This window comes from Burkholderia arboris (assembly GCF_038723655.1).
GTDB classification, from domain to species: domain Bacteria; phylum Pseudomonadota; class Gammaproteobacteria; order Burkholderiales; family Burkholderiaceae; genus Burkholderia; species Burkholderia arboris.
The window spans coordinates 1,070,711-1,091,550 of sequence record NZ_CP109821.1 but is presented as its reverse complement, the minus strand read 5'-3'; the positions used below and the strand labels follow the sequence as shown (position 1 = coordinate 1,091,550).

The 20,840-nt window shown below is 66.5% G+C and carries 17 protein-coding genes and 1 other RNA gene; 8 read left to right on the top strand and 10 right to left on the bottom strand.

Annotation, left to right across the window (positions count from 1 at the left end):
- Positions 1-4: 4 nt before the first annotated feature.
- The 6 genes from aroA to gyrA all read right to left on the bottom strand — a co-directional run bounded on the left by aroA (position 5) and on the right by gyrA (position 8,074).
- A complete protein-coding gene (aroA, locus tag OHZ10_RS05170) occupies positions 5-1,309 on the bottom strand; it encodes a 3-phosphoshikimate 1-carboxyvinyltransferase (RefSeq protein ID WP_059235492.1) in 1,305 nt (434 codons plus the stop codon).
- Between the two features lie 13 nt (positions 1,310-1,322).
- The gene (locus OHZ10_RS05165) at positions 1,323-2,249 is read right to left on the bottom strand and encodes a prephenate dehydrogenase (RefSeq protein WP_256085707.1); all 927 of its coding nucleotides are present in this window, start codon (positions 2,247-2,249) and stop codon (positions 1,323-1,325) included.
- Positions 2,250-2,433: 184 nt separating this feature from the next.
- Positions 2,434-3,516 (bottom strand): prephenate dehydratase, encoded by a 1,083-nt coding sequence (gene pheA, locus OHZ10_RS05160; RefSeq protein WP_059235495.1) that lies wholly within the window; start codon positions 3,514-3,516, stop codon positions 2,434-2,436.
- Positions 3,517-3,549: 33 nt separating this feature from the next.
- Positions 3,550-4,632: a 3-phosphoserine/phosphohydroxythreonine transaminase gene (serC, locus tag OHZ10_RS05155; protein WP_059235497.1), complete on the bottom strand. Its 1,083-nt coding sequence runs from the start codon at positions 4,630-4,632 to the stop codon at positions 3,550-3,552.
- A gap of 155 nt (positions 4,633-4,787) precedes the next feature.
- The gene (locus OHZ10_RS05150) at positions 4,788-5,387 is read right to left on the bottom strand and encodes a DUF2059 domain-containing protein (protein WP_059236858.1); all 600 of its coding nucleotides are present in this window, start codon (positions 5,385-5,387) and stop codon (positions 4,788-4,790) included.
- Between the two features lie 83 nt (positions 5,388-5,470).
- Positions 5,471-8,074 carry a DNA gyrase subunit A gene (gyrA, locus tag OHZ10_RS05145; RefSeq protein WP_059235499.1) on the bottom strand — a complete coding sequence of 868 codons (2,604 nt, stop codon included), beginning with the start codon at positions 8,072-8,074 and terminating at the stop codon, positions 5,471-5,473.
- A 549-nt stretch (positions 8,075-8,623) separates the two neighbouring features.
- Between gyrA and ompA the strand changes: the two genes are divergently transcribed.
- From ompA to ssrA, 4 genes are all read left to right on the top strand, one after another.
- Positions 8,624-9,292: an outer membrane protein OmpA gene (gene ompA, locus OHZ10_RS05140; RefSeq protein WP_006476579.1), complete on the top strand. Its 669-nt coding sequence runs from the start codon at positions 8,624-8,626 to the stop codon at positions 9,290-9,292.
- Positions 9,293-9,446: 154 nt separating this feature from the next.
- Entirely contained in the window at positions 9,447-10,145 is a 699-nt protein-coding gene (gene ubiG, locus OHZ10_RS05135; RefSeq protein ID WP_059235501.1) for a bifunctional 2-polyprenyl-6-hydroxyphenol methylase/3-demethylubiquinol 3-O-methyltransferase UbiG, read from the top strand.
- 13 nt (positions 10,146-10,158) lie between these two features.
- Entirely contained in the window at positions 10,159-10,872 is a 714-nt protein-coding gene (gene gph, locus OHZ10_RS05130; protein WP_059235503.1) for a phosphoglycolate phosphatase, read from the top strand.
- A gap of 17 nt (positions 10,873-10,889) precedes the next feature.
- Positions 10,890-11,259, top strand: a transfer-messenger RNA (tmRNA) gene (ssrA, locus tag OHZ10_RS05125).
- A 277-nt stretch (positions 11,260-11,536) separates the two neighbouring features.
- Here ssrA and OHZ10_RS05120 read toward each other — a convergent pair.
- The 3 genes from OHZ10_RS05120 to OHZ10_RS05110 form a co-directional block, all read right to left on the bottom strand.
- Positions 11,537-11,887: a DUF4148 domain-containing protein gene (locus OHZ10_RS05120; RefSeq protein ID WP_059235505.1), complete on the bottom strand. Its 351-nt coding sequence runs from the start codon at positions 11,885-11,887 to the stop codon at positions 11,537-11,539.
- Between the two features lie 362 nt (positions 11,888-12,249).
- Positions 12,250-12,519: a hypothetical protein gene (locus OHZ10_RS05115; RefSeq protein ID WP_059235507.1), complete on the bottom strand. Its 270-nt coding sequence runs from the start codon at positions 12,517-12,519 to the stop codon at positions 12,250-12,252.
- A gap of 101 nt (positions 12,520-12,620) precedes the next feature.
- Positions 12,621-13,727 carry a substrate-binding domain-containing protein gene (locus tag OHZ10_RS05110; RefSeq protein ID WP_342703840.1) on the bottom strand — a complete coding sequence of 369 codons (1,107 nt, stop codon included), beginning with the start codon at positions 13,725-13,727 and terminating at the stop codon, positions 12,621-12,623.
- Positions 13,728-13,858: 131 nt separating this feature from the next.
- Between OHZ10_RS05110 and OHZ10_RS05105 the strand changes: the two genes are divergently transcribed.
- From OHZ10_RS05105 to OHZ10_RS05090, 4 genes are read left to right on the top strand one after another with little or no spacing between them, the layout of a single operon-like run.
- Complete coding sequence (locus tag OHZ10_RS05105; protein ID WP_059235511.1) at positions 13,859-14,359, top strand: NAD(P)H-dependent oxidoreductase subunit E; 501 nt, start codon at positions 13,859-13,861, stop codon at positions 14,357-14,359.
- Positions 14,356-15,930, top strand: a complete 1,575-nt coding sequence (locus OHZ10_RS05100; protein WP_342703838.1) for a formate dehydrogenase beta subunit — start codon at positions 14,356-14,358, stop codon at positions 15,928-15,930. The genes OHZ10_RS05105 and OHZ10_RS05100 overlap by 4 nt, the downstream gene beginning before the upstream one ends.
- A gap of 17 nt (positions 15,931-15,947) precedes the next feature.
- The gene (fdhF, locus tag OHZ10_RS05095) at positions 15,948-18,899 is read left to right on the top strand and encodes a formate dehydrogenase subunit alpha (protein ID WP_059235514.1); all 2,952 of its coding nucleotides are present in this window, start codon (positions 15,948-15,950) and stop codon (positions 18,897-18,899) included.
- Positions 18,900-18,906: 7 nt separating this feature from the next.
- Positions 18,907-19,158: a formate dehydrogenase subunit delta gene (locus tag OHZ10_RS05090; protein WP_059235517.1), complete on the top strand. Its 252-nt coding sequence runs from the start codon at positions 18,907-18,909 to the stop codon at positions 19,156-19,158.
- 8 nt (positions 19,159-19,166) lie between these two features.
- Here the strand turns inward: OHZ10_RS05090 and OHZ10_RS05085 are convergent, their stop codons facing one another.
- Positions 19,167-20,813 (bottom strand): FAD-dependent monooxygenase, encoded by a 1,647-nt coding sequence (locus OHZ10_RS05085; protein ID WP_059235519.1) that lies wholly within the window; start codon positions 20,811-20,813, stop codon positions 19,167-19,169.
- Positions 20,814-20,840 lie beyond the last annotated feature (27 nt).

The following is a 20,840-nucleotide window of genomic DNA, read 5'->3' as shown; positions in this document are numbered from 1 at the left end:
CGGGTCAGGCTTTGGCGAGCGCGGCGAAGCGGTCGAAATAGTCGGGGAACGTCTTGCCGACGCACTTCGGATCGTTGATCCGCACGGGCACGCCGCCCAGGCTGACGAGCGAGAAGCACATCGCCATCCGGTGATCGTCGTACGTATCGATCGCCGCGTTCGGCGTGAGCTTTTCCGGCGGCGTGACGACGAGATAGTCGGGGCCTTCCTCGACGATCGCGCCGACCTTGCGCAGCTCGGTCGCCATCGCGGCGATGCGGTCGGTCTCCTTCACGCGCCAGCTCGCGATGTTGCGCAGCGTGCTCGTCCCGTTCGCAAACAGCGCCGCGACCGCGATGGTCATCGCCGCATCGGGGATCAGGTTGAAGTCCATGTCGATCGGCTCGAGCTTGCCGTGGTCGTGGCCGATGCCGCGCACGTCGATCCAGTCGTCGCCCATCGTCACGTTCGCGCCCATCTGCATCAGCGCGTTCGCGAAACCGACGTCGCCCTGGATGCTCGCGCGCCCCACGCCTTCGACCCGCAGCGGGCCGCCGCCAAGCGCGCCGGCCGCGAGGAAGTACGACGCGGACGACGCGTCGCCCTCGACCATGATCCGCCCCGGCGAGCGGTAGCGGACGCCGGCCGGCACGACGAAACGCTGCCAGCCATCGCGCTCGATGGTCACGCCGAAGCGCTCCATCAGCCGGATCGTGATGTCGATGTACGGCTTCGAGATCAGCTCGCCGTCGACTTCGACGACGGTCCGGCCATCCTTCGCCTTCACGAGCGGCAGCGTCATCAGGAGTGCCGTGAGGAACTGGCTCGACACGTCGCCGCGCACGCGGATCGGCGCATCGACCGAAATCGTCGCGGGCTTGATGCGCAACGGCGGATAACCTTCGTTCAGCTCGTAGTCGATCTGCGCGCCGATCTGCCGCAGGCCGTCGACGAGATCGCCGATCGGCCGTTCGTGCATGCGCGGCACGCCGTGCACGCGGTAGTCGCCGCCGTTCACCGCGAGCGCGGCGGTCAGCGGCCGCACGGCCGTGCCCGCGTTGCCGAGGAACAGGTCGGCCGTCTTCGCGGTGAATGCGCCGCGCGTGCCCGTCACGACACAGGTGTCGCCATCGCGCGCGAGCTTCACGCCGAGCTTGCCGAGTGCGTCGAGCATCACGCGCGTATCGTCGGAGTCGAGCAGGTTCGTGATCGTCGTTTCGCCTTCGGCCAGCGCCGCGAGCAGCAGCACGCGGTTCGAAATGCTCTTCGAGCCGGGCAGGCGCACGGTGCCCGATGCGCTGGAGTACGGGCCGAGATCGAGATAGTCCATGGGAATCGTCCTGTTATTTCTTGACCGGTTCGGCAGCGGGCGCACCGCCGCGCTCCTGCCATGCCTTGCGTGCGGCGCGCGAGCGCGTGAACACCGCTTCGAGCGCCGCGCCGTCGCCGGCGTCGATCGCCTCACGCAGCCGCGTGAGCACGCGCGTGTAGCCGTCGAGTTCGTCGAGCAGCGCCGCGCGGTTCGCGACGCACACGTCGCGCCACATCTCGGGGCTCGACGCCGCGATGCGCGTGAAATCGCGGAAACCGCCCGCCGCGTACGAGAATTTCAGTTCCGCGTCGGCCTCGCCGAGAATCTGCTCGACGAGCGCGAACGACAGCACGTGGGGCAGGTGGCTGATCGACGCAAACACGCGATCGTGCTGCCCGGTGCTCATCGTGCGCACGTCGGCGCCGGTTGCGCGCCACATCGCGTCGATGCGCGCGACCGATTCGGGCGCGTTCTCCGGCAGCGGGCACAGCACGACGTTGCGACCGACGTACAGGTCCGGCAACGCGGCCTCGACGCCGCTCGACTCGCGGCCGGCAATCGGATGCCCCGGCACGAACTGCGCGATTCGCGCGCCGAGCGTGTCGCGCGCGGCCGCGACGACATCGGACTTGGTGCTGCCCGCGTCGGTGACAATCGTCGCATTGTCGAGCCACGGCGCGATGCGCGCCAGCAACGGGCCCGTCTGCGCGACGGGCGCGGCCAGCAGCACGAGATCGGCGCCGGCGAGCGCGTCGCGCAATTGCGCGTCGTCGTCGAGCGCCGCTGCGCGGTCGATCACGCCGAGCGACAGCGCGCGCTCGACCGAGCGACGCGAGCGGCCCACGCCGACGATTTCGCCCGCGCCGCCCGGCGCGCGCTCGCGCAACGCGCGGGCCAGCGATCCGCCGATCAGGCCGACGCCGAAGATGACCAGTTTGTTGAATGCAAAGCCTGACACGACAAGAGCCAAGTTATGCGTGCGGCACGACGCCCCGCATGCGGAATTCCAGATTCCGGGCAACGAGCCCGCACCCGGCGCAACCTGCACCGGGTGCCGCCCGAACCCGCCTTCGGCAGCGCCGACCGGCCTGCCCTGCCCGCCTCTCCGTCACCTGCGTGACCCGGCGACGGGCCAGCGCGCCTCAGCGTGCGCTCGGATACGAACCGAGTATCTTCAGGAACGCGGCCTTCTGGCCGAGTTCCGCGAGCGCGGCCGCCACCGCCGCATCGTCGCGGTGCCCTTCGATATCGATGTAGAAGTAGTACTCCCACGTGCCGACGCGCGCCGGACGCGACTCGAAGCGCGTCATCGACACGCCGTGCCGCGCGAGCGGCTCGAGCAGCTTGAACACGGCGCCCGGCTCGTTCTTCACCGACACGATCAGCGACGTCTGGTCGTGACCGCTCTGGCCCGCCGGCTGCTTGCCGACGATCACGAAGCGCGTGCGATTGTGCGGATCGTCCTGGATCAGCGAGAACGCGATCTGCAAACCGTAATGCGCGGCTGCGCGGTCGCCCGCGATCGCCGCGACGGTCGGATCGGCGGCCGCGAGACGCGCGGCCTCCGCGTTGCTCGCCACGGCCTGCCGCTCGAGCTGAGGCGCATTCGCGGCGAGCCACTGCTGGCATTGCGCAAGCGCCTGCGCATGCGCGCAGACGCGCTTCACGCCGTCGAGCGTGCCGCTTTGCGTCAGCAGGTTGTGGTGGATCGGCAATGCGAGCTCACCGCTGATCAGCAGTTGCGTCTGCAGCAGCAGGTCGAGCGTGCGCGACACGGCACCTTCGGTCGAATTCTCGACCGGCGCGATGCCGAATGCGGACGCACCGGCCTCGACCGAGCGGAACACCTCGTCGATCGACGGGCACGGCAGCCCTTCGATCGACTGGCCGAAATACTCGAGCATCGCCTGTTCGCTGTACGTGCCGACCGGCCCGAGGAACGCGACGTGGATCGTCTGCTCGAGCGCGCGGCTCGCAGCCATGATCTCGCGCCAGATGGCGCTGATGTGCTCGCTCGCGAGCGGCCCGGCGCTCATGTCCTGCAGCCGCGCGATCACCTGCAGCTCGCGCTCCGGCCGGAACACCGGCGCGTTGAAATGCTTCTTGACCTCGCCCACCTCCAGCGCCACCGCGGCGCGCTGGTTCAGGAGCGCGATCAGCTGCGCATCGATCGCGTCGATGCGATCGCGCAGCGGTTTCAGGCGGGAATTCAGTTCGTCGTCCATGCGTTTTGCCGTGCTGTTTGAACAGCGCCGCCGTCAGGCGCCGCGCTGCTCGAAGTCCTTCATGTACTCGACGAGCGCTTTCACGCCCTCGAGCGGCACCGCGTTGTAGATCGACGCCCGCATGCCGCCGACGGACTTGTGGCCCTTCAGCTGCAGCAGCCCGCGCGCCTTTGCGCCGGCAAGGAAGTCTTCGTTGCGCGTTTCGTCGGCCAGGAAAAACGGCACGTTCATCCGCGAACGTGCTGCCGGCTCGACCTTGTTCAGATAGAAGCTGCTCGCGTCGATCGTGTCGTAGAGCAGCTTCGATTTTTCGATATTGCGGGCCTCGATCGCTTCGAGGCCACCCTGCCGCTTCAGCCACTGGAACACGAGGCCCGCGATGTAGATCGCGTAGGTGGGCGGCGTGTTGTACAGGGAGTTGTTCGCGGCGATGGTCTTCCATTCGAATGCGGACGGGCAGATCGACAGCGCGCGATCGAGCAGATCCTCGCGCACGATCACGACCGTCACGCCGGCCATCCCGATGTTCTTCTGCGCGCCGCCGAACAGCACGCCGTATTTCGCGACATCCATCGGGCGCGACAGGATGTGCGACGAGACATCCGCGACCAGCGGCACGTCGCCGAGATCGGGGATCTCGAACGTCTCGACGCCGTCGATCGTCTCGTTGGTGCATAGATGCACGTAGGCCGGATCGTCCGACAGCTGCCATTCGGCGCGCGCGGGCGCACGCGTGAAGCCGTCGTCCGTCTTGCCGTTCGCTGCGAGATGCGGCGTGCAGAACTTCTTCGCCTCGTTGAACGATTTCTGCGACCACGAGCCCGTCACGACGAAGTCGGCGGTCTTGCGCGAGCCGAGCAGGTTCATCGGCACGATCGCGTTTTCCGCGATGCCGCCGCCCTGCAGGAACAGGACCCGGTGGCTGGCCGGCACGCCGAGCAGGTCGCGCAGATCGGTCAGCGCAGCCTCGTGGATCGACATGAATTCCTTGCCGCGATGGCTCATCTCCATCACGCTCATGCCGCTGCCGTGCCAGTCGAGCATTTCGTCGGCAGCTTGCCGCAGCACTTCCTCGGGCATCGCCGCAGGGCCGGCGGAGAAATTAAAGACGCGCATCGTGAAAACCTCGGAGGGACGCGACCGGCTCGCCGCCGGCAGAACGCGCCAGAAAAGAAATGGCCGCTTGCGCTCACGCGCAAACGGCCATTATCGCACTGTCGTCAGGCTCCCGCCAAACCCGGCCGAACGGCCGGTGGCGTGCCCGGACAGCTTTACTTGCCCGGCTTGACTGCTGCGACTTCCTTGTCAGCCTGCGTACGCGTTGCCTGGATCGCTTGCGGCATGTACTTCTGCATCAGGCCGTTGACCACGTCGCGACCGACCTGATCCTGAACCTGGATGAACTTGCGGCCCGTCGGGCTCTTGTAGAACGTCGTCAGATCCTTGATCTCCGACGTGCTGTAGTACTTCGCGTAGGCGTCGTACTGAGCCGACATCGCGTCGTTCTGGAACTGTTGCGTGCCGAACACCTTGCCTGCGCCGTCAACCAGCTTCGGCACCGAATTCTTCTGCAGCGTCGGAACGGCAGCCTGCTTCTGCTTGTCGTTCAGCGTCTTGTTTTCCGACAGCGCGTCCGACAGGATTGCCGGCACGAGTTGCTTGGCCTGCATTTCGGCGCTGTTGCCGATTGCCGACACGAGCTTCGGCGCATCGATCGCGTCGAGCAGATCCTTGATCGCTGCCTTCTTGTCGGCGTCGATCGGCGCAGCTGCCGCCGGAGCAGCCGGTGCGGAATTCGACAGCGCCTGCGCCATCGCGAACGTCGGCACCAGTGCAGCCAGCAGAACCAGTTGCTTGAATTGCTTTTGCATCATCACTCCCTTTTGGAAATATGAATGGTTGCTCGCCGGCCGCGGCGCTTTTCGCCCGCGGCGGCTAGAGTCTCATCCGTTCTTCAGGCTTCGCCGTCCGACGCCTCGTCGGCCTCGCCATCGCCCTCTTCAGCCTCCGCGATCTGCTGCAGGCCGGAGAGCTTGGTACCCTCATCGAGACTGATGAGTGTAACACCTTGCGTAGCCCGCCCCATCTCGCGAATCTCCGATACACGGGTGCGAATCAACACGCCGGCCGTCGTGATCAGCATGATCTGATCCTCGGCGTCGACGAGCGTCGCGGCCACCACCTTGCCGTTGCGCTCGGACGTCTGGATCGCGATCATGCCCTTCGTGCCACGGCCGTGACGCGTGTATTCGGTGATCGGCGTGCGCTTGCCGTAGCCGTTCTCGGTCGCGGTGAGCACGGTCTGCTCCTCGCTGCCGGCAACCAGCATCGCGATGACCTGCTGCCCGTCCTCGAGCTGCATGCCGCGCACGCCTCGCGCCTCGCGCCCCATCGGACGCACGTCGTTCTCGTCGAAGCGCACGGCCTTGCCGGCGTCGGAGAACAGCATCACGTCGTGCGCGCCGTCGGTGATCGACGCACCGATCAGGTAGTCGCCGTCGTCGAGGCCGACCGCGATGATGCCCTTCTTCATCGGACGGCTGAATGCTTCGAGCGGCGTCTTCTTCACGGTGCCGAGCGACGTCGCCATGAAGATGAACTTGTCGGCCGAGAATTCCTTGACCGGCAGCACGACGTTGATCTTCTCGCCTTCCTGCAGCGGGAACATGTTGACGATCGGGCGGCCGCGCGAGTTGCGCGAACCCTGCGGCACTTCATAGACCTTGACCCAGTACACGCGGCCGCGGTTCGAGAAGCACAGGATGTAGTCGTGCGTGTTCGCGATGAACAGCGTCTCGATCCAGTCGTCTTCCTTCATCTGCGTCGCCTGCTTGCCGCGGCCGCCGCGCTTCTGCGCGCGGTACTCGGACAGCGGCTGCGACTTCACGTAGCCCGCATGCGACATCGTGACGACCATGTCCTGCGGCGTGATCAGATCCTCGGTGTTCAGCTCGGTCGCGTTCAGTTCGATCTTCGAGCGGCGCGCGTCGCCGAATTCGGCCTTCACCGAGGTCAGCTCCTCGCCGATCATCGTCGTGATCCGCTCGGGGCGCGCGAGGATGTCCAGCAGGTCGGCGATCTGGGCCATCACTTCGCGGTACTCGCCGATGATCTTGTCCTGCTCGAGGCCGGTCAGGCGCTGCAGGCGCATCTGCAGGATTTCCTGGGCCTGCGTGTCGGACAGGCGGTACAGCCCGTCGTTCTGCATGCCGAACGCCGCGTTCAGGCCTTCCGGACGATACGCGGAGCGGCCGCCTGCCGATGCATTCTCGGCTTCGGCGCGCGTCAGCATCTCGCGCACGAGCGACGAATCCCACGGCTTCGCCATCAACTCCTGCTTCGCGATCGGCGGCGTCGGCGCGGCCTTGATGATCGCGATGAACTCGTCGATGTTCGCGAGCGCGACCGCGAGACCTTCGAGCACGTGGCCGCGTTCGCGGGCCTTGCGCAGTTCGTAGATCGTGCGGCGCGTCAGCACTTCGCGTCGGTGCGACAGGAAGCACTGCAGGATTTCCTTCAGGTTCAGCAGCTTCGGCTGGCCGTCGACGAGCGCGACCATGTTCATGCCGAACGTGTCCTGGAGCTGCGTCGCCTTGTACAGGTTGTTCAGCACCACTTCCGGCACTTCGCCGCGCTTGAGCTCGATCACGACACGCATGCCGCTCTTGTCGGACTCGTCGCGGATGTCGGAGATGCCCTCGAGCTTCTTCTCGTTGACGAGTTCGGCGATCCGCTCGAGCAGCGAGCGCTTGTTCACCTGGTACGGCAGCTCGTCGACGATGATCGCCATCCGCTGGCCGCGGTCGATCTCCTCGAAGTGCGTGGCCGCGCGCATCACGACGCGGCCGCGCCCGGTGCGGTAGCCGTCGCGCACACCGGCGACGCCGTAGATGATGCCGGCCGTCGGGAAATCCGGCGCCGGGATGATCTCGATCAGCTCGTCGATCGTCGCTTCCGGGTTGCCCAGCAGGTGCTGGCACGCGTCGACGACTTCGTTCAGGTTGTGCGGCGGGATGTTGGTCGCCATCCCGACGGCGATACCCGACGAGCCGTTGATCAGCAGGTTCGGGATGCGCGACGGCAGGACCGACGGCTGCGTTTCGTTGCCGTCGTAGTTCGGCTCGAAATCGACCGTTTCCTTGTCGATGTCGGCGAGCAGCTCGTGACCGATCTTCGCCATGCGAATTTCGGTGTAACGCATCGCCGCGGCATTGTCGCCGTCGATCGAGCCGAAGTTGCCCTGCCCGTCGATCAGCATGTAGCGCAGCGAGAAATCCTGCGCCATCCGCACGATCGTGTCGTAGACCGCGGTGTCACCGTGAGGGTGGTACTTACCGATCACGTCACCGACGATACGCGCCGACTTCTTGTACGCGCGGTTCCAGTCGTTGTTCAGTTCGTGCATCGCGAACAATACGCGCCGGTGCACGGGCTTCAGGCCATCGCGGACATCCGGGAGGGCACGTCCGACGATCACGCTCATCGCGTAATCGAGATACGAACGGCGCATTTCCTCCTCTAGGGAGGTGGGCAGGGTCTCTTTGGCGAATTGATCCATGTATCCGTATCGTTTCGGAGCGAAGACGGCGAACGCCTTTCGCGTGGGCGCTGCATGCGCAACGCAACGCGAGATTCTAACATGCGCCCATCAGCCGCCAATTCGCCTCCCCCTCTATATATAAATAGCAAAAATCGCGGCGACGGCGAATTGGCCCAAATCGCGCGCGACGCGACGTCGCAGCCAATCGCATCCGGTTTGTTTCACGCGCACGAGCAGCTTGTTTCACGCGCACGAGTAAACAAATGCACACACCCGCGCAATTTCGCCGACACACTCTTGACAATCTCTAAAAGTTGCGGCAGGCCGGTGTTGCGCATGCACCACAAAGTTGGAGCGATCTTAGGGTGGGGAGGATTTTTTTTCGTAGGAAGGGAACGATATGGCAAAATGCCAACGCACTGAAAGTTAGACGCTGCTCGAAGTCTACACAGGAGCGCGCCGCGTTTTTTGTGCCGCACCAATGTTATACTTCGAGCAATGTATGACTTGTCACCGTCAACAGGCTCGCAGTAAACCTGCGGTAATCTCAATTTCGAGAGGAGAAATATGAATAAACTTTCAAAGCTCGCGTTCATTGCAGCTACCGCAGTTATGGCTGCATCCGCTTCGGCACAGTCGGTGCCGGCGTCGCGTCAAGCCGTCAATGACAACTGGGTGAACGGCACGGGCGAATGGGTGTGGATGAACGGCACGAACGAGCTCTGCTGGCGCGATGCGTTCTGGACGCCGGCCACCGCCAACGCGAAGTGCGATGGCGCACTGGTCGCCCAGGCACCGCAGCCGCCGGTCGCTCCGGTTGCTCCGGCCATCACGAGCCAGAAGATCACGTATCAAGCTGACGCACTGTTCGACTTCGACAAGGCAACGCTCAAGCCGCTGGGCAAGCAAAAGCTGGACGAACTGGCTTCGAAGATCGAAGGCATGAACACGGAAGTGGTCGTCGCAACGGGCTACACGGACCGCATCGGTTCGGACAAGTACAACGACCGTCTGTCGCTGCGCCGTGCGCAAGCCGTGAAGTCGTACCTGGTCAGCAAGGGTGTGCCGGCCAACAAGATCTACACGGAAGGCAAGGGCAAGCGCAACCCGGTTACGACTGGCTGCAACCAGAAGAACCGCAAGCAACTCATCGCCTGCCTCGCACCGGATCGCCGCGTGGAAGTCGAAGTGGTGGGTACGCAGCAAGTGCAGAAGACGACCGTTCCGGCAAACTGAGCCGCGGTTTTCGACTGCTTCAAAGCCCCGCTCCGGCGGGGCTTTTTCTTTGACGCCCGTCCGGGCGCTCGTCGCTTCGCCGCTCGTCCGCTTCTTATATACTCGGGTCTGACGAACCGCAGCACTGCCCTCCTCCCGTAGCCCGTTTGCCGACATGACCAACGCCGATCCGCACGAACTCCAGAAATTCAGCGACCTCGCCCACCGGTGGTGGGATCCGAATGCCGAATTCAAGCCGCTGCACGACCTGAACCCGGTCCGGCTCGGCTGGATCGATGCGCACGCACACCTGGCCGGCAAGCGTGCACTCGACATCGGCTGCGGCGGCGGCATCCTGTCCGAATCGATGGCCGGGCTCGGCGCCCAGGTGAAGGGCATCGACCTGTCGACCGAAGCGCTCGGCGTCGCCGACCTGCACAGCCTCGAAAGCGGCATCTCGGTCGACTATGAGGCCATCGCCGCCGAAGCGATCGCCGCGCGCGAACCGGGCACCTACGACGTCGTCACGTGCATGGAGATGCTCGAGCACGTGCCGTCGCCCGGCGATGTCGTCGCCGCGTGCGCGACGCTCGTGAAACCGGGCGGCTGGGTGTTCTTCTCGACGCTGAACCGCAACCTGAAGTCCTACCTGTTCGCGGTGATCGGCGCGGAGTACATCGCGCAGATGCTGCCGAAGGGCACGCACGACTATGCGCGTTTCATCCGCCCGTCGGAACTGGCCGGCTTCGTGCGCGCGACGGATCTGCACATCGTGGAGATCAAGGGCATCACGTATCATCCGATCGGCAAGCGCTTCGCGCTGTCGAACGACACCGACATCAACTACCTCATCGCGTGCCGCCGCGGCGCGTGACCCCCCGACCGGCATGACGACTCCCCTTTCGACCGCGCGGGTAGCAGACGAACCGCGCCTGCTGCACTGCGATGCCGTGCTGTTCGACCTCGACGGCACGCTCGCCGACACGGCGCCCGATCTCGCGGCGGCCGTCAACAGGATGCAGCGCGATCGCGGGCTGCCCGAAACGTCGCTCGACGTGTTGCGCCCGCTGGCCTCGGCCGGCGCGCGCGGCCTGCTCGGCGGCGCGTTCGGCATCGATCCGAACACGCCCGGCTACGACGCGATGCGCGACGAGTTCCTGACCAACTACGCGACGGACCTCTGCGTACATACGACGCTGTTTCCCGGCATCGGCGACGTGCTCGACGAACTCGATGCGCGCGGCGTGCGCTGGGGCATCGTCACGAACAAGGCGATGCGCCTCACGGCGCCGCTCGTCGAGCTGCTCGGCCTCGCCCCGCGCGCCGCCTGCGTGGTCGGGGGCGACACGACGCCGCACCCGAAGCCGCACCCGGCCCCGCTGCTGCATGCGGCCGACCAGCTGACGCTCGCCCCCGCGCGCATCGTCTACGTCGGCGACGACCTGCGCGACATTCAGGCCGGCAGCGCGGCCGGCATGGCGACGGTCGCAGCCGCGTACGGCTATTGCGGCGACGGCGTCGCGCCGGCCGACTGGCAGGCGCAGCATCTCGTCGACACGACGCAGGAACTGCGCGAACTGCTGCGCGATGTTGGGCTATAATGCTAGATCTTATCCGCGGGGGCGACCTGGTTTCGACAGGGGTTGTGAAGCGGCTAGGGCATGTCGAGGACCCGTCACCTCGTTAATCAATGGGAAAATCGTAACTGCAAACGACGATACGTTCGCACTGGCAGCCTAACGGCCGCCGTCCTCTGCCTAGTTCACTGACGGGCTAGTGTCGCAAGACCGGTAGCAATACCGCCAGAGGTCATTTACGTCAGTTAAGCTCTGTCGGCGTCGCGACGCCAGGGTCGAAAATCTAGCGAATCGCCGTAGTGCAGCGTGTTCGTCCGCGTCGCTGCGGTTAAATCAAAAGACTGGACTAAACATGTAGAACTAGTCGTGGAGCGCTTCTGGACGCGGGTTCGATTCCCGCCGCCTCCACCAAATTCCGCGTTCGCCGCACGAACCCCGCATGACGCAAGTCTGCGGGGTTTTTTGTTGCCGGCGACACGCATGCATCCCTCTCCTGCCGAAAAAGCGCCCGACCACGGACGGGCGGCCGGGCGGAATGCCACCGGTGCTCCGGCGGCAGGAGGTGACAGGTGTTCTGCCGCGCCCGCGCAGTCATCGGTTGCACCGGGCAGCGGCCAGCCCGGTTGCCCCGGCTTCGGGCGCAGCGCATCGCCGCCCCCATGCTCGTGCAGATCGGGCGACGTGCAGCTTAGCTGCCGCGATACAGCGACTTCATTTCTTCAGCACTGGCCGGGCGCACGCCCATTGCACGCGAACCCGATGCGGATGCGCCCTGTGCCTGCGCACCGTAGCCGCTGGCGTCGGCACCTTGCGCCTGCGCCAGTGCACGCTGCTGCTCTGCAACACGGGCCGTCGCTGCCTGGATCGCTTCCGGGTAGTGCGGATCTTCGCCGCGGGCGGAGTTGTAACCGGCCTGCTGGAGCTGGACCAGTTCGGCACGGACCTGCGCGCGGGTGATCGTCGAGCCCGACTGGGCGAACGACACGACCGGGGCAACGAGAGCAGCGGCAACGACAACAGCTTGAACGAGCGACTTCATGATGACCTACCTCCAGATTTGTCTGTGTTCGCGGTGAACACCTTGTTCATCGCTGACAACCCGAAGTTTATGTAGGCGGATGCTTAAGAATAAGGCAGGTTTCTGGAAGACATCCTTCCTGAATTACGGGTTAACCCTAGATTGGCTGGCGAAGCGGCAACGCGTGAAAACGGCGGCTTCACATGGCGCCGCGTTGCGTGCGGGCCTGCCGAAAAGCACGAGCCCCGCGAAGCAGCAACGCTTCGCGGGGCTCGATCACAGCCAGGTTCGGAACGGAACGCGTACAGCCGTCGGTCAGGCGATCGGGTCGTTGTGCACAAGCACGCCCGCGCCGTCCCGGCACGAATACGCCAGTCAGAGCCTTACCGGGTATCCATCGGGCACTTCAGGTTGCAGCCGTTCGGGTCGCCCAGGTCGCCCTTGCGGCGCAACGCCGACTTCTTGCTGCCCTGGTATTTCTGCGACGGCGCCGACGCCGCGAACGGCATCTGCGGATGCTCGTTCAGGCGAAACTGTTCGCTCAGGATGCCGCCGGGCACGCCCGGGGAATTCTGCGCAAACGCAAACGGCGAAGCGACGACCAACAGCCCCGCGGTCAACGCTGCCGCGGCGAGGGGAACGGAAAATTTCATGGCGGAATGACGCCTGAACGGCGTGCTTGTTGGAACGTTGATCAAGCGGCAAGCGTAGCGCAAATCCCCTGCTGTTGCAGCGCGGCTCGATCGCGTCCCCGTTACCGCGAATTGCCGTCCTGCGCGTACGTGCCGTCGCCGCCGGCCAATCCCGTCGCGATGCTCGTCAGCGTGCCGCATGCGGCCGGATCGTAACCGTCGAGATGCGCGACGCGCTCGACGAAGCGCGCGTCACGCAGCAGCGCCAGCACGCCGGCAAGCGGCCGCGCATCGAGCCGCGCGCGTTCGCATGCGAAGTAATAGTCTTCGTCCACGACCGGGATGAAGTCGAGCCCGAAATGATGGGCGGCCGGCTCGACGCCGAAGCCGAGGTCGGCCATCCCGCTCGCGACGAACGCCGCGATCGCCGAATGCGTGAGCTCGGCCGACGCGTAGCCGTCGATGCGCTCCGGATCGATGCCGATCGCGCGCAGCGCGAGATCCAGCAGCATGCGCGTGCCCGACCCCGGCTGCCGGTTGACGAAGCGGATGTCGTTGCGCGCGAGGTCCGCAAGCCCGCTGACCTGCTTCGGGTTGCCGCGCGGGACGAACAGCCCCTGCTGGCGGCGCGTCAGGTGGATCAGCACATGGCGCGTGTCGTCGAGCCAGGGCCGGTAGATCTGCGCACACTGCGCGCGAAACGCGCCGCGCGGCAAATGGAAGCCGGCGAGGTCGCACTCGCCGCGGGCGAGTGCCTGCACGGCCTCGACGCTCTCGCGATACTTGATGTCGACGGCCGCCTGCGCATCGACGAGCGCGGAGACGAGCGTCGCGACCGCGTAGCCGTGCGACGCGTGGATTCGCACGGCGCCGTCGCGCTGCGCGAGACGCCGGTTCAGGTCGCTCGCCACCTCGGCCGCCAGCGTGCGCAAGTTTCCGTCGAGCCGGCTGCGTACGAGACGCTGCGCATCGACGACGGCCTGCCCGAGCGCCGACAACGTCGAACCCTTGCCGCGCGCGGTTTCGATCAGCTCACCGCCGATGCACGACTCCAGCGCGCGCAGCATGCCCCACGCGTGCCGGTACGACAGCCCCTTGGCTTGCGCCGCCTGCGCAATGCTGCCCGTGTCGGCCACGAGTTCCAGCAGCGGCGCGACGTCTGACAGGCTGGCCGAACGGCCCTCCGTGTCGCGTACGGTCAGATACGCGTCGCATTCGATTCGAATCAATTATGCACTCCGATTTCCTATTGCGACTGCCAAATCTTCCGCTTATCGTTGGTCAAAATCAATCAGAACGAAGTCGCGATGCGCACTATATGAATTTCGAGCGCATATGAGACTTTGGAGGAGCATAACCGATGTCCCCGAATTCCCCTGCGCCCGACGCGCTCGTCGAGCGCCATGCGCGCGCCGGCCGGTCGCTCGTCGCGATCCTGCACGCGATCCAGGACGACGCGGGCTACGTGCCGCCGGGCTGCGTCGCGCCGCTCGCCAAAGCGTTGAACCTGTCGCGTGCCGAAGTGCACGGCGTACTGACCTATTACCACCACTTCCGCACTGCGCCGCCCGCGCGCGTGACGATCCAGATGTGTCGCGCCGAAGCGTGCCGCAGCATGGGCTGCGAAACGCTGGCCGCTCACGCGGAAGCGCGCACCGGCTGCCGGTTCGACGCGGCGCACGACGAGGCCGCGGCCGCACACGCGCCGGACGCCGTCGCGCTCGAATCGGTCTACTGCCTCGGTCTGTGTGCGCAATCGCCGTCGCTGACGGTCAACGGCGTGCTGCACGCGAAAGTCACACCGGAAAAATTCGACGCGCTGCTCGCCGACGCGGTCGCCCACACGCCGGAGGCCGCATGACGACCCGCATCTACGTTCCGCGCGATTCGTCCGCGCTGGCGCTCGGCGCCGACGCGCTTGCCGCCGCGATCGTCGCGGAAGCCGAACGGCGCGGCGTCGCGATCGAACTGGTCCGCAACGGCTCGCGCGGATTGCTGTGGCTCGAGCCGCTCGTCGAGATCGGCACGGCCGCGGGCCGCGTGGGCTATGCGAACCTGTCGGCCGCCGACGTGCGGGCCCTGTTCGACGCCAACTGGCTCGAAGGCGGCACGCATCCGAGCGCCGTCGGCCTCGTCGACGCACTGCCCTATCTCGCGCGCCAGCAGCGGCTCACGTTCGCGCGCATCGGCCTGACCGATCCGCTGTCGATCGACGATTACCTGCAGCACGAAGGCCTCGCCGGCCTGAAGAACGCACTCGCGCTCGACGGCGATGCCGCGTGCGAAACGCTGCTCGAATCGGGGCTGCGCGGCCGCGGCGGTGCGGCATTCCCGGCCGGCATCAAGTGGCGCACCGTGCGGAACGCGCGCGCCGCGCAGAAGTACATCGTCTGCAACGCGGACGAAGGCGATTCGGGCACCTTCTCCGACCGCCTGCTCATGGAATGCGATCCGTACTGCCTGATCGAAGGGATGATCATCGCGGGCATCGCGACGGGCGCGACGATCGGCTACATCTACGTGCGCAGCGAATACCCGCACGCGATCGCGACGCTCGAAGCCGCGATCGTCCGCGCGCGTGAAGCCGGCTGGCTCGGCGAGCACGTGCTCGGCTCCGCGCACGCATTCGAGCTGCACGTCGCGAAAGGCGCGGGCTCGTATGTATGCGGCGAGGAAACGGCGCTGCTCGAATCGCTCGAAGGCAAGCGCGGCGTCGTGCGCGCGAAGCCGCCGCTGCCCGCGCTGGCGGGCCTGTTTGGCCAGCCGACCGTCATCAACAACGTGATCACGCTCGCGACGGCGCCCGTGATCTTCGCGCGCGGCGCCGCGTTCTATCGCGACTACGGGATGGGCCGCTCGCGCGGCACGCTGCCGTTCCAGCTCGCGGGCAACATCCGTCACGGCGGTCTCGTCGAGCTTGCGTTCGGCGTCACGCTGCGCGAGCTGCTGTTCGACTTCGGCGGCGGCACGGCCAGCGGCCGGCCCGCTCGCGCCGCACAGGTCGGCGGCCCGCTCGGCACCTACCTGCCCGACCATCAGTGGGACGTGCCGCTCGACTACGAGGCTTACACGGCGATCGGCGCGGTCGTCGGTCATGGCGGCATCGTACTGCACGACGACACGTCGAACCTCGCCGAGCTGGCCGAATACGCGATGAAGTTCTGCGCGATCGAATCGTGCGGCAAGTGCACGCCGTGCCGGATCGGTTCGACGCGCGGCGTCGAGACGATCGCACGCATTCGCGACGGCGATACGTCGGAGCGCCAGGTCACGCTGCTGCGCGACCTGTGCGACACGATGCTGGCCGGTTCGCTGTGCGCGATGGGCGGGATGACGCCGTACCCGGTGCTGTCCGCGCTCGATCATTTCCCCGAAGATTTCGGGCTCGCCGGCAAGGATGCCGCGTCGGGCCCGGTCAAGGCCGCGGCCTGACCCAGAAGGAGCCCTGCATGTCCCTCGACACGAACAACGTCCGCCAAGGCGGCTGCGGCTCAGGCCAATGCGCATGCAAGAGCGCCGCGCAGGCGCGTGCCCGCGACCCGTTCGACGATACCGATTACGGCACGCCGCAACGGCATGCCGATACCGACGTCACGCTCGAAATCGACGGCCAGCCGGTCACGGTGCCGGCCGGCACGTCGGTGATGCGCGCGGCGATCGAGGCCGGCGTCAATGTCCCGAAGCTCTGCGCGACCGATTCGCTCGAACCGTTCGGCTCGTGCCGGCTGTGCCTCGTCGAGATCGAAGGCCGGCGCGGTTATCCGGCGTCGTGCACGACACCTGCCGAAGCCGGCATGAAGGTGCGCACGCAATCGGACCGGCTGCAGTCGCTGCGCCGCAACGTGATGGAGCTGTACATCTCCGACCATCCGCTCGACTGCCTCACCTGCCCCGCCAACGGCGACTGCGAGCTGCAGGACATGGCGGGCGTCGTCGGGTTGCGCGAGGTGCGCTACGGCTTCGACGGCGCGAATCACCTGAAGGACCGCAAGGACGAATCGAACCCGTACTTCACGTACGACCCGTCGAAGTGCATCGTCTGCAATCGCTGCGTGCGCGCATGCGAGGAAACGCAGGGCACCTTCGCGCTGACGATCGCCGCGCGCGGTTTCGAATCGCGTGTGGCCGCGGGCGAAAGCGAATCGTTCATGGCGTCGGAATGCGTGTCGTGCGGCGCATGCGTCGCCGCATGCCCGACTGCCACGCTGCAGGAAAAATCCGTCGTGCAGCTCGGGCAGGCCGAACACTCGGTCGTCACGACCTGCGCGTACTGCGGCGTCGGCTGCTCGTTCAAGGCCGAAATGAAGGGCACCCAGGTCGTTCGCATGACGCCGCACAAGAACGGCCTCGCGAACGAAGGCCACGCGTGCGTGAAGGGACGCTTCGCGTGGGGCTATGCAACGCACAAGGACCGCATCACGAAGCCGATGATCCGCGAGAAGATCACCGACCCGTGGCGCGAAGTGAGCTGGGACGAAGCGCTCACCTACGCGGCAACGCAATTCCGCAAGCTGCAGCAGAAGTACGGCCGCGATTCGATCGGCGGCATCACGTCGTCGCGCTGCACGAACGAGGAAACCTATCTCGTGCAGAAGCTCGTGCGCGCCGCGTTCGGCAACAACAACGTCGATACCTGCGCACGCGTGTGCCATTCGCCGACCGGCTATGGTCTCAAGACGACGCTCGGCGAATCGGCCGGCACGCAGACGTTCGCATCGGTCGGCCAGGCCGACGTGATCGTCGTGATGGGCGCGAACCCGACCGACGGCCACCCGGTGTTCGGCTCGCGGATGAAGCGCCGCGTGCGCGAAGGCGCGAAGCTGATCGTGATCGACCCGCGCCGCATCGACGTCGTCGACGGCCCGCACGTGAAGGCCACGCACCACCTGCAGCTGCGCCCCGGCACCAATGTCGCGATCGTCAACGCGCTCGCGCACGTGATCGTCACCGAAGGGCTCGTTGCCGACGCGTTCGTCGCCGAGCGCTGCGACACGCGCGCATTCGAGCAATGGCGCGAATTCGTGTCGCGCGAAGAGAATTCTCCGGAGGCGACCGCCGGCGTGACGGGCGTGCCGGCCGAACGCGTGCGCGAAGCCGCACGCCTCTATGCGACGGGCGGCAATGCCGCGATCTATTACGGGCTGGGCGTCACCGAACACGCGCAAGGCTCGACGACGGTGATGGGCATCGCGAACCTCGCGATGGCAACCGGCAACCTCGGCCGCGAAGGCGTCGGCGTCAATCCGCTGCGCGGCCAGAACAACGTGCAGGGTTCGTGCGACATGGGCTCGTTCCCGCACGAACTGCCCGGCTACCGGCACATCGGCGACGCGGTCGTACGCACGCAGTTCGAGCAGGCGTGGTCGGCCACGCTGCAACCGGAACCGGGGCTGCGCATCCCGAACATGTTCGACGCGGCGCTCGACGGCAGCTTCAAGGGGCTCTACTGCCAGGGCGAGGACATCGTCCAGTCGGACCCGAACACGCAGCACGTGGCGGCCGCGCTGTCGGCCATGGAATGCATCGTCGTGCAGGACATCTTCCTGAACGAGACCGCGAAATACGCACATGTGCTGCTGCCGGGCTCGACGTTCCTCGAGAAGGACGGCACGTTCACGAACGCCGAGCGCCGCATCTCGCGCGTGCGCAAGGTGATGCCGCCGCTCGCGGGCTATGCGGACTGGGAAGTGACGCTGCTGCTGTCGCAGGCGCTCGGCTACGACATGCACTACACGCATCCGTCGGAAATCATGGACGAGATCGCGCGGCTCACGCCGACCTTCTCGGGCGTGTCGTACGAGAAGCTCGACGCACTCGGCAGCATCCAGTGGCCGTGCAACGAACACGCCCCGGAAGGCACGCCGACCATGCACATCGACGCGTTCGTGCGCGGCAAGGGCCGGTTCGTGATCACCCAGTTCATTCCGACGCCGGAGAAGGTCACGCAGCGCTATCCGCTGATCCTGACGACGGGCCGCATCCTGTCGCAATACAACGTCGGCGCGCAGACGCGCCGGACGGAAAACGTCCGGTGGCACGAAGAGGACCGCCTCGAGATCCATCCGCACGACGCGCAGGATCGCGGGATCCGGAGCGACGACTGGGTCGGCATCGAATCGCGCGCCGGGCATACGGTGCTGCGCGCGCTCGTGACGGAGCGCATGCAGCCGGGTGTCGTGTACACGACGTTCCACTTCCCCGAATCGGGCGCGAACGTGATCACGACCGACAGCTCCGACTGGGCGACGAATTGCCCCGAGTACAAGGTGACGGCCGTGCAGGTGATGCCGGTTGCGCAGCCTTCCGACTGGCAACGCGCGTACGCGCGCTTCAATGCGGAGCAGATCGACCTGCTCGAGCGCCGCGCGGCCACGCCCGATACCGTGACGACAGGCAAGTGAGGCCGCGATGAACCACGAACACCTGATCGACATGGCCAACCAGATCGGCGCATTCTTCGAGTCGATGCCCGATCGCGACGAAGCGCTGGCCGGCATCGCCGACCATATCCGGCGCTTCTGGGAACCGCGGATGCGCCGCGCGTTGCTCGCCGCGCTCGACGATCCGTCGGGCGAAGGCGCGCAACGCGCGGCACCGATCGTGCGCGACGCGATCGCCACCTACCGCGCATCGCTCGTGCCCGCCGCCGCGAGCGCCTGATCGCGCCGCTACGCGGACTGCGTCATGCCCGCGAACCAGCTTTCGCAGTGGCGCAGCAGCCCGTTCGCGTCGGTTGCCGTGCGCCCGCGCGCGGCAACATAACCGTCGGGCCGCAGCAGATAGAACGACGGCCGCGAGCGGCCGTATTCCTGCGCCAGCCCGGCGGCGCCGTCGCCCTCGGCATCGGCGACGCGCCACACGCGCACCGCGTCCGGCATGACCCGTTCGAGCCCCTGCACGAGCGCCTGCGCATCGGCCGGCATCGGCGGCACTTCGCCGGTGGCGGCATTCACCGGATCTTCCAGCAGCAACAGCGTGAAGCTCGCCGGATCGTGAAGATCGTATAGCCGCGCCGTTCCGGGCGCGCGACCGAGCGGCCCGTCGAGCACGTGCACGAGTGCATCGGGCGCCCGCTCGCCTGCGCGTGGACCGCCGTCGAGCACGCGCTCCAGCGTGAGCGGACTCTTCCGGTACTGCACGCCGAGCTCGCTGACCGTGCGCCTTACCGCATCGCGCATCGGCCCGAACGACGCCAGCAGCGGCACGACATGATCGCGCAGCAGCTTCATCGCGCCGCGCTCGGCTTCGACGACCTGCGTGACGAAACTGGTCTGCCGCAACACATCGCGCTCGATCGGATGGCGCTCCGCGTGATACGTGTCGAGCAACCGCTCGGGCGTGCCCGCGCCGAGCACGCGCGCGAGCTTCCAGCCCAGGTTGAACGCCTCCTGGATGCCGGTGTTCATGCCCTGCGCGCCGGCCGGGCTGTGGACGTGCGCAGCGTCGCCCGCGAAGAACACGCGGCCGTGGCGCAGCCGGTCGACCATCCGGCTGTGCAGGTGGAAATAGGACGACCACGCGAGATCGCTCGGCGAGATCGATACGCCCACGCGAGCACGAACGATTGCATCGCATTCCGCGAGCGACGGCGTCGGCGCGTCGGGCGACGCGTCGCTGCCGGGCGGCCGGTCGGCGACGAGCCGGTAACGGCCGTCGCCCATCGGAAACAGGCCCGCCATGCCTTCGGGCGTTGCGAACAGGTGGATCTCTTCATCCGGCCAGTCGGGTATCGCCGCGAAATCGGCCAGCAGGAAAGTCTGTTCGAACGCATGCCCGGTAAAGCCCAGACCGAGCAGATGCCTGACGGTGCTGTGCGCGCCGTCGGCGGCAATCAGGTATGACGGTGCGAACGACTCGTCGCGGCCATCGGCGCGGTGGATCGTCACGCCGAGCGATGTGCCGCCTGCGTCGCATGCGGCCAGTACCGCGCCGCGCTCGACGGTCACGCCCAGCGCAGCCAGGTGCTCGGCGAGCAGCCGCTCGGTGATGCTCTGGTCGAGAAACAGCAGATACGGATAGCGCGTTTGCAGCGGATCGAAATCGAGCCGCGCGATCACGCGGCCGTCGGCGTGCAGTGCGGCCGCATGCGCGCGATGGCCGAGCGCGAGAAACGGTTCGACCGCGCGATGCTGCTCCAGCAGCTCGAGTGTGCGCGCCTGGATGCCGATCGCGCGCGAATGCGGCGCGGGTGCCGCGAGGCGATCGATGATGCGCACCGGCACACGGGCCCGCGCGAGGCTCATCGCCGCGGCAAGACCGGTCGGCCCCGCGCCGACGATCAGCACGGGCGGGATATCGGACAGTGTGTCAGCCATGCGAACCTCGATGACACGCGATCCTGC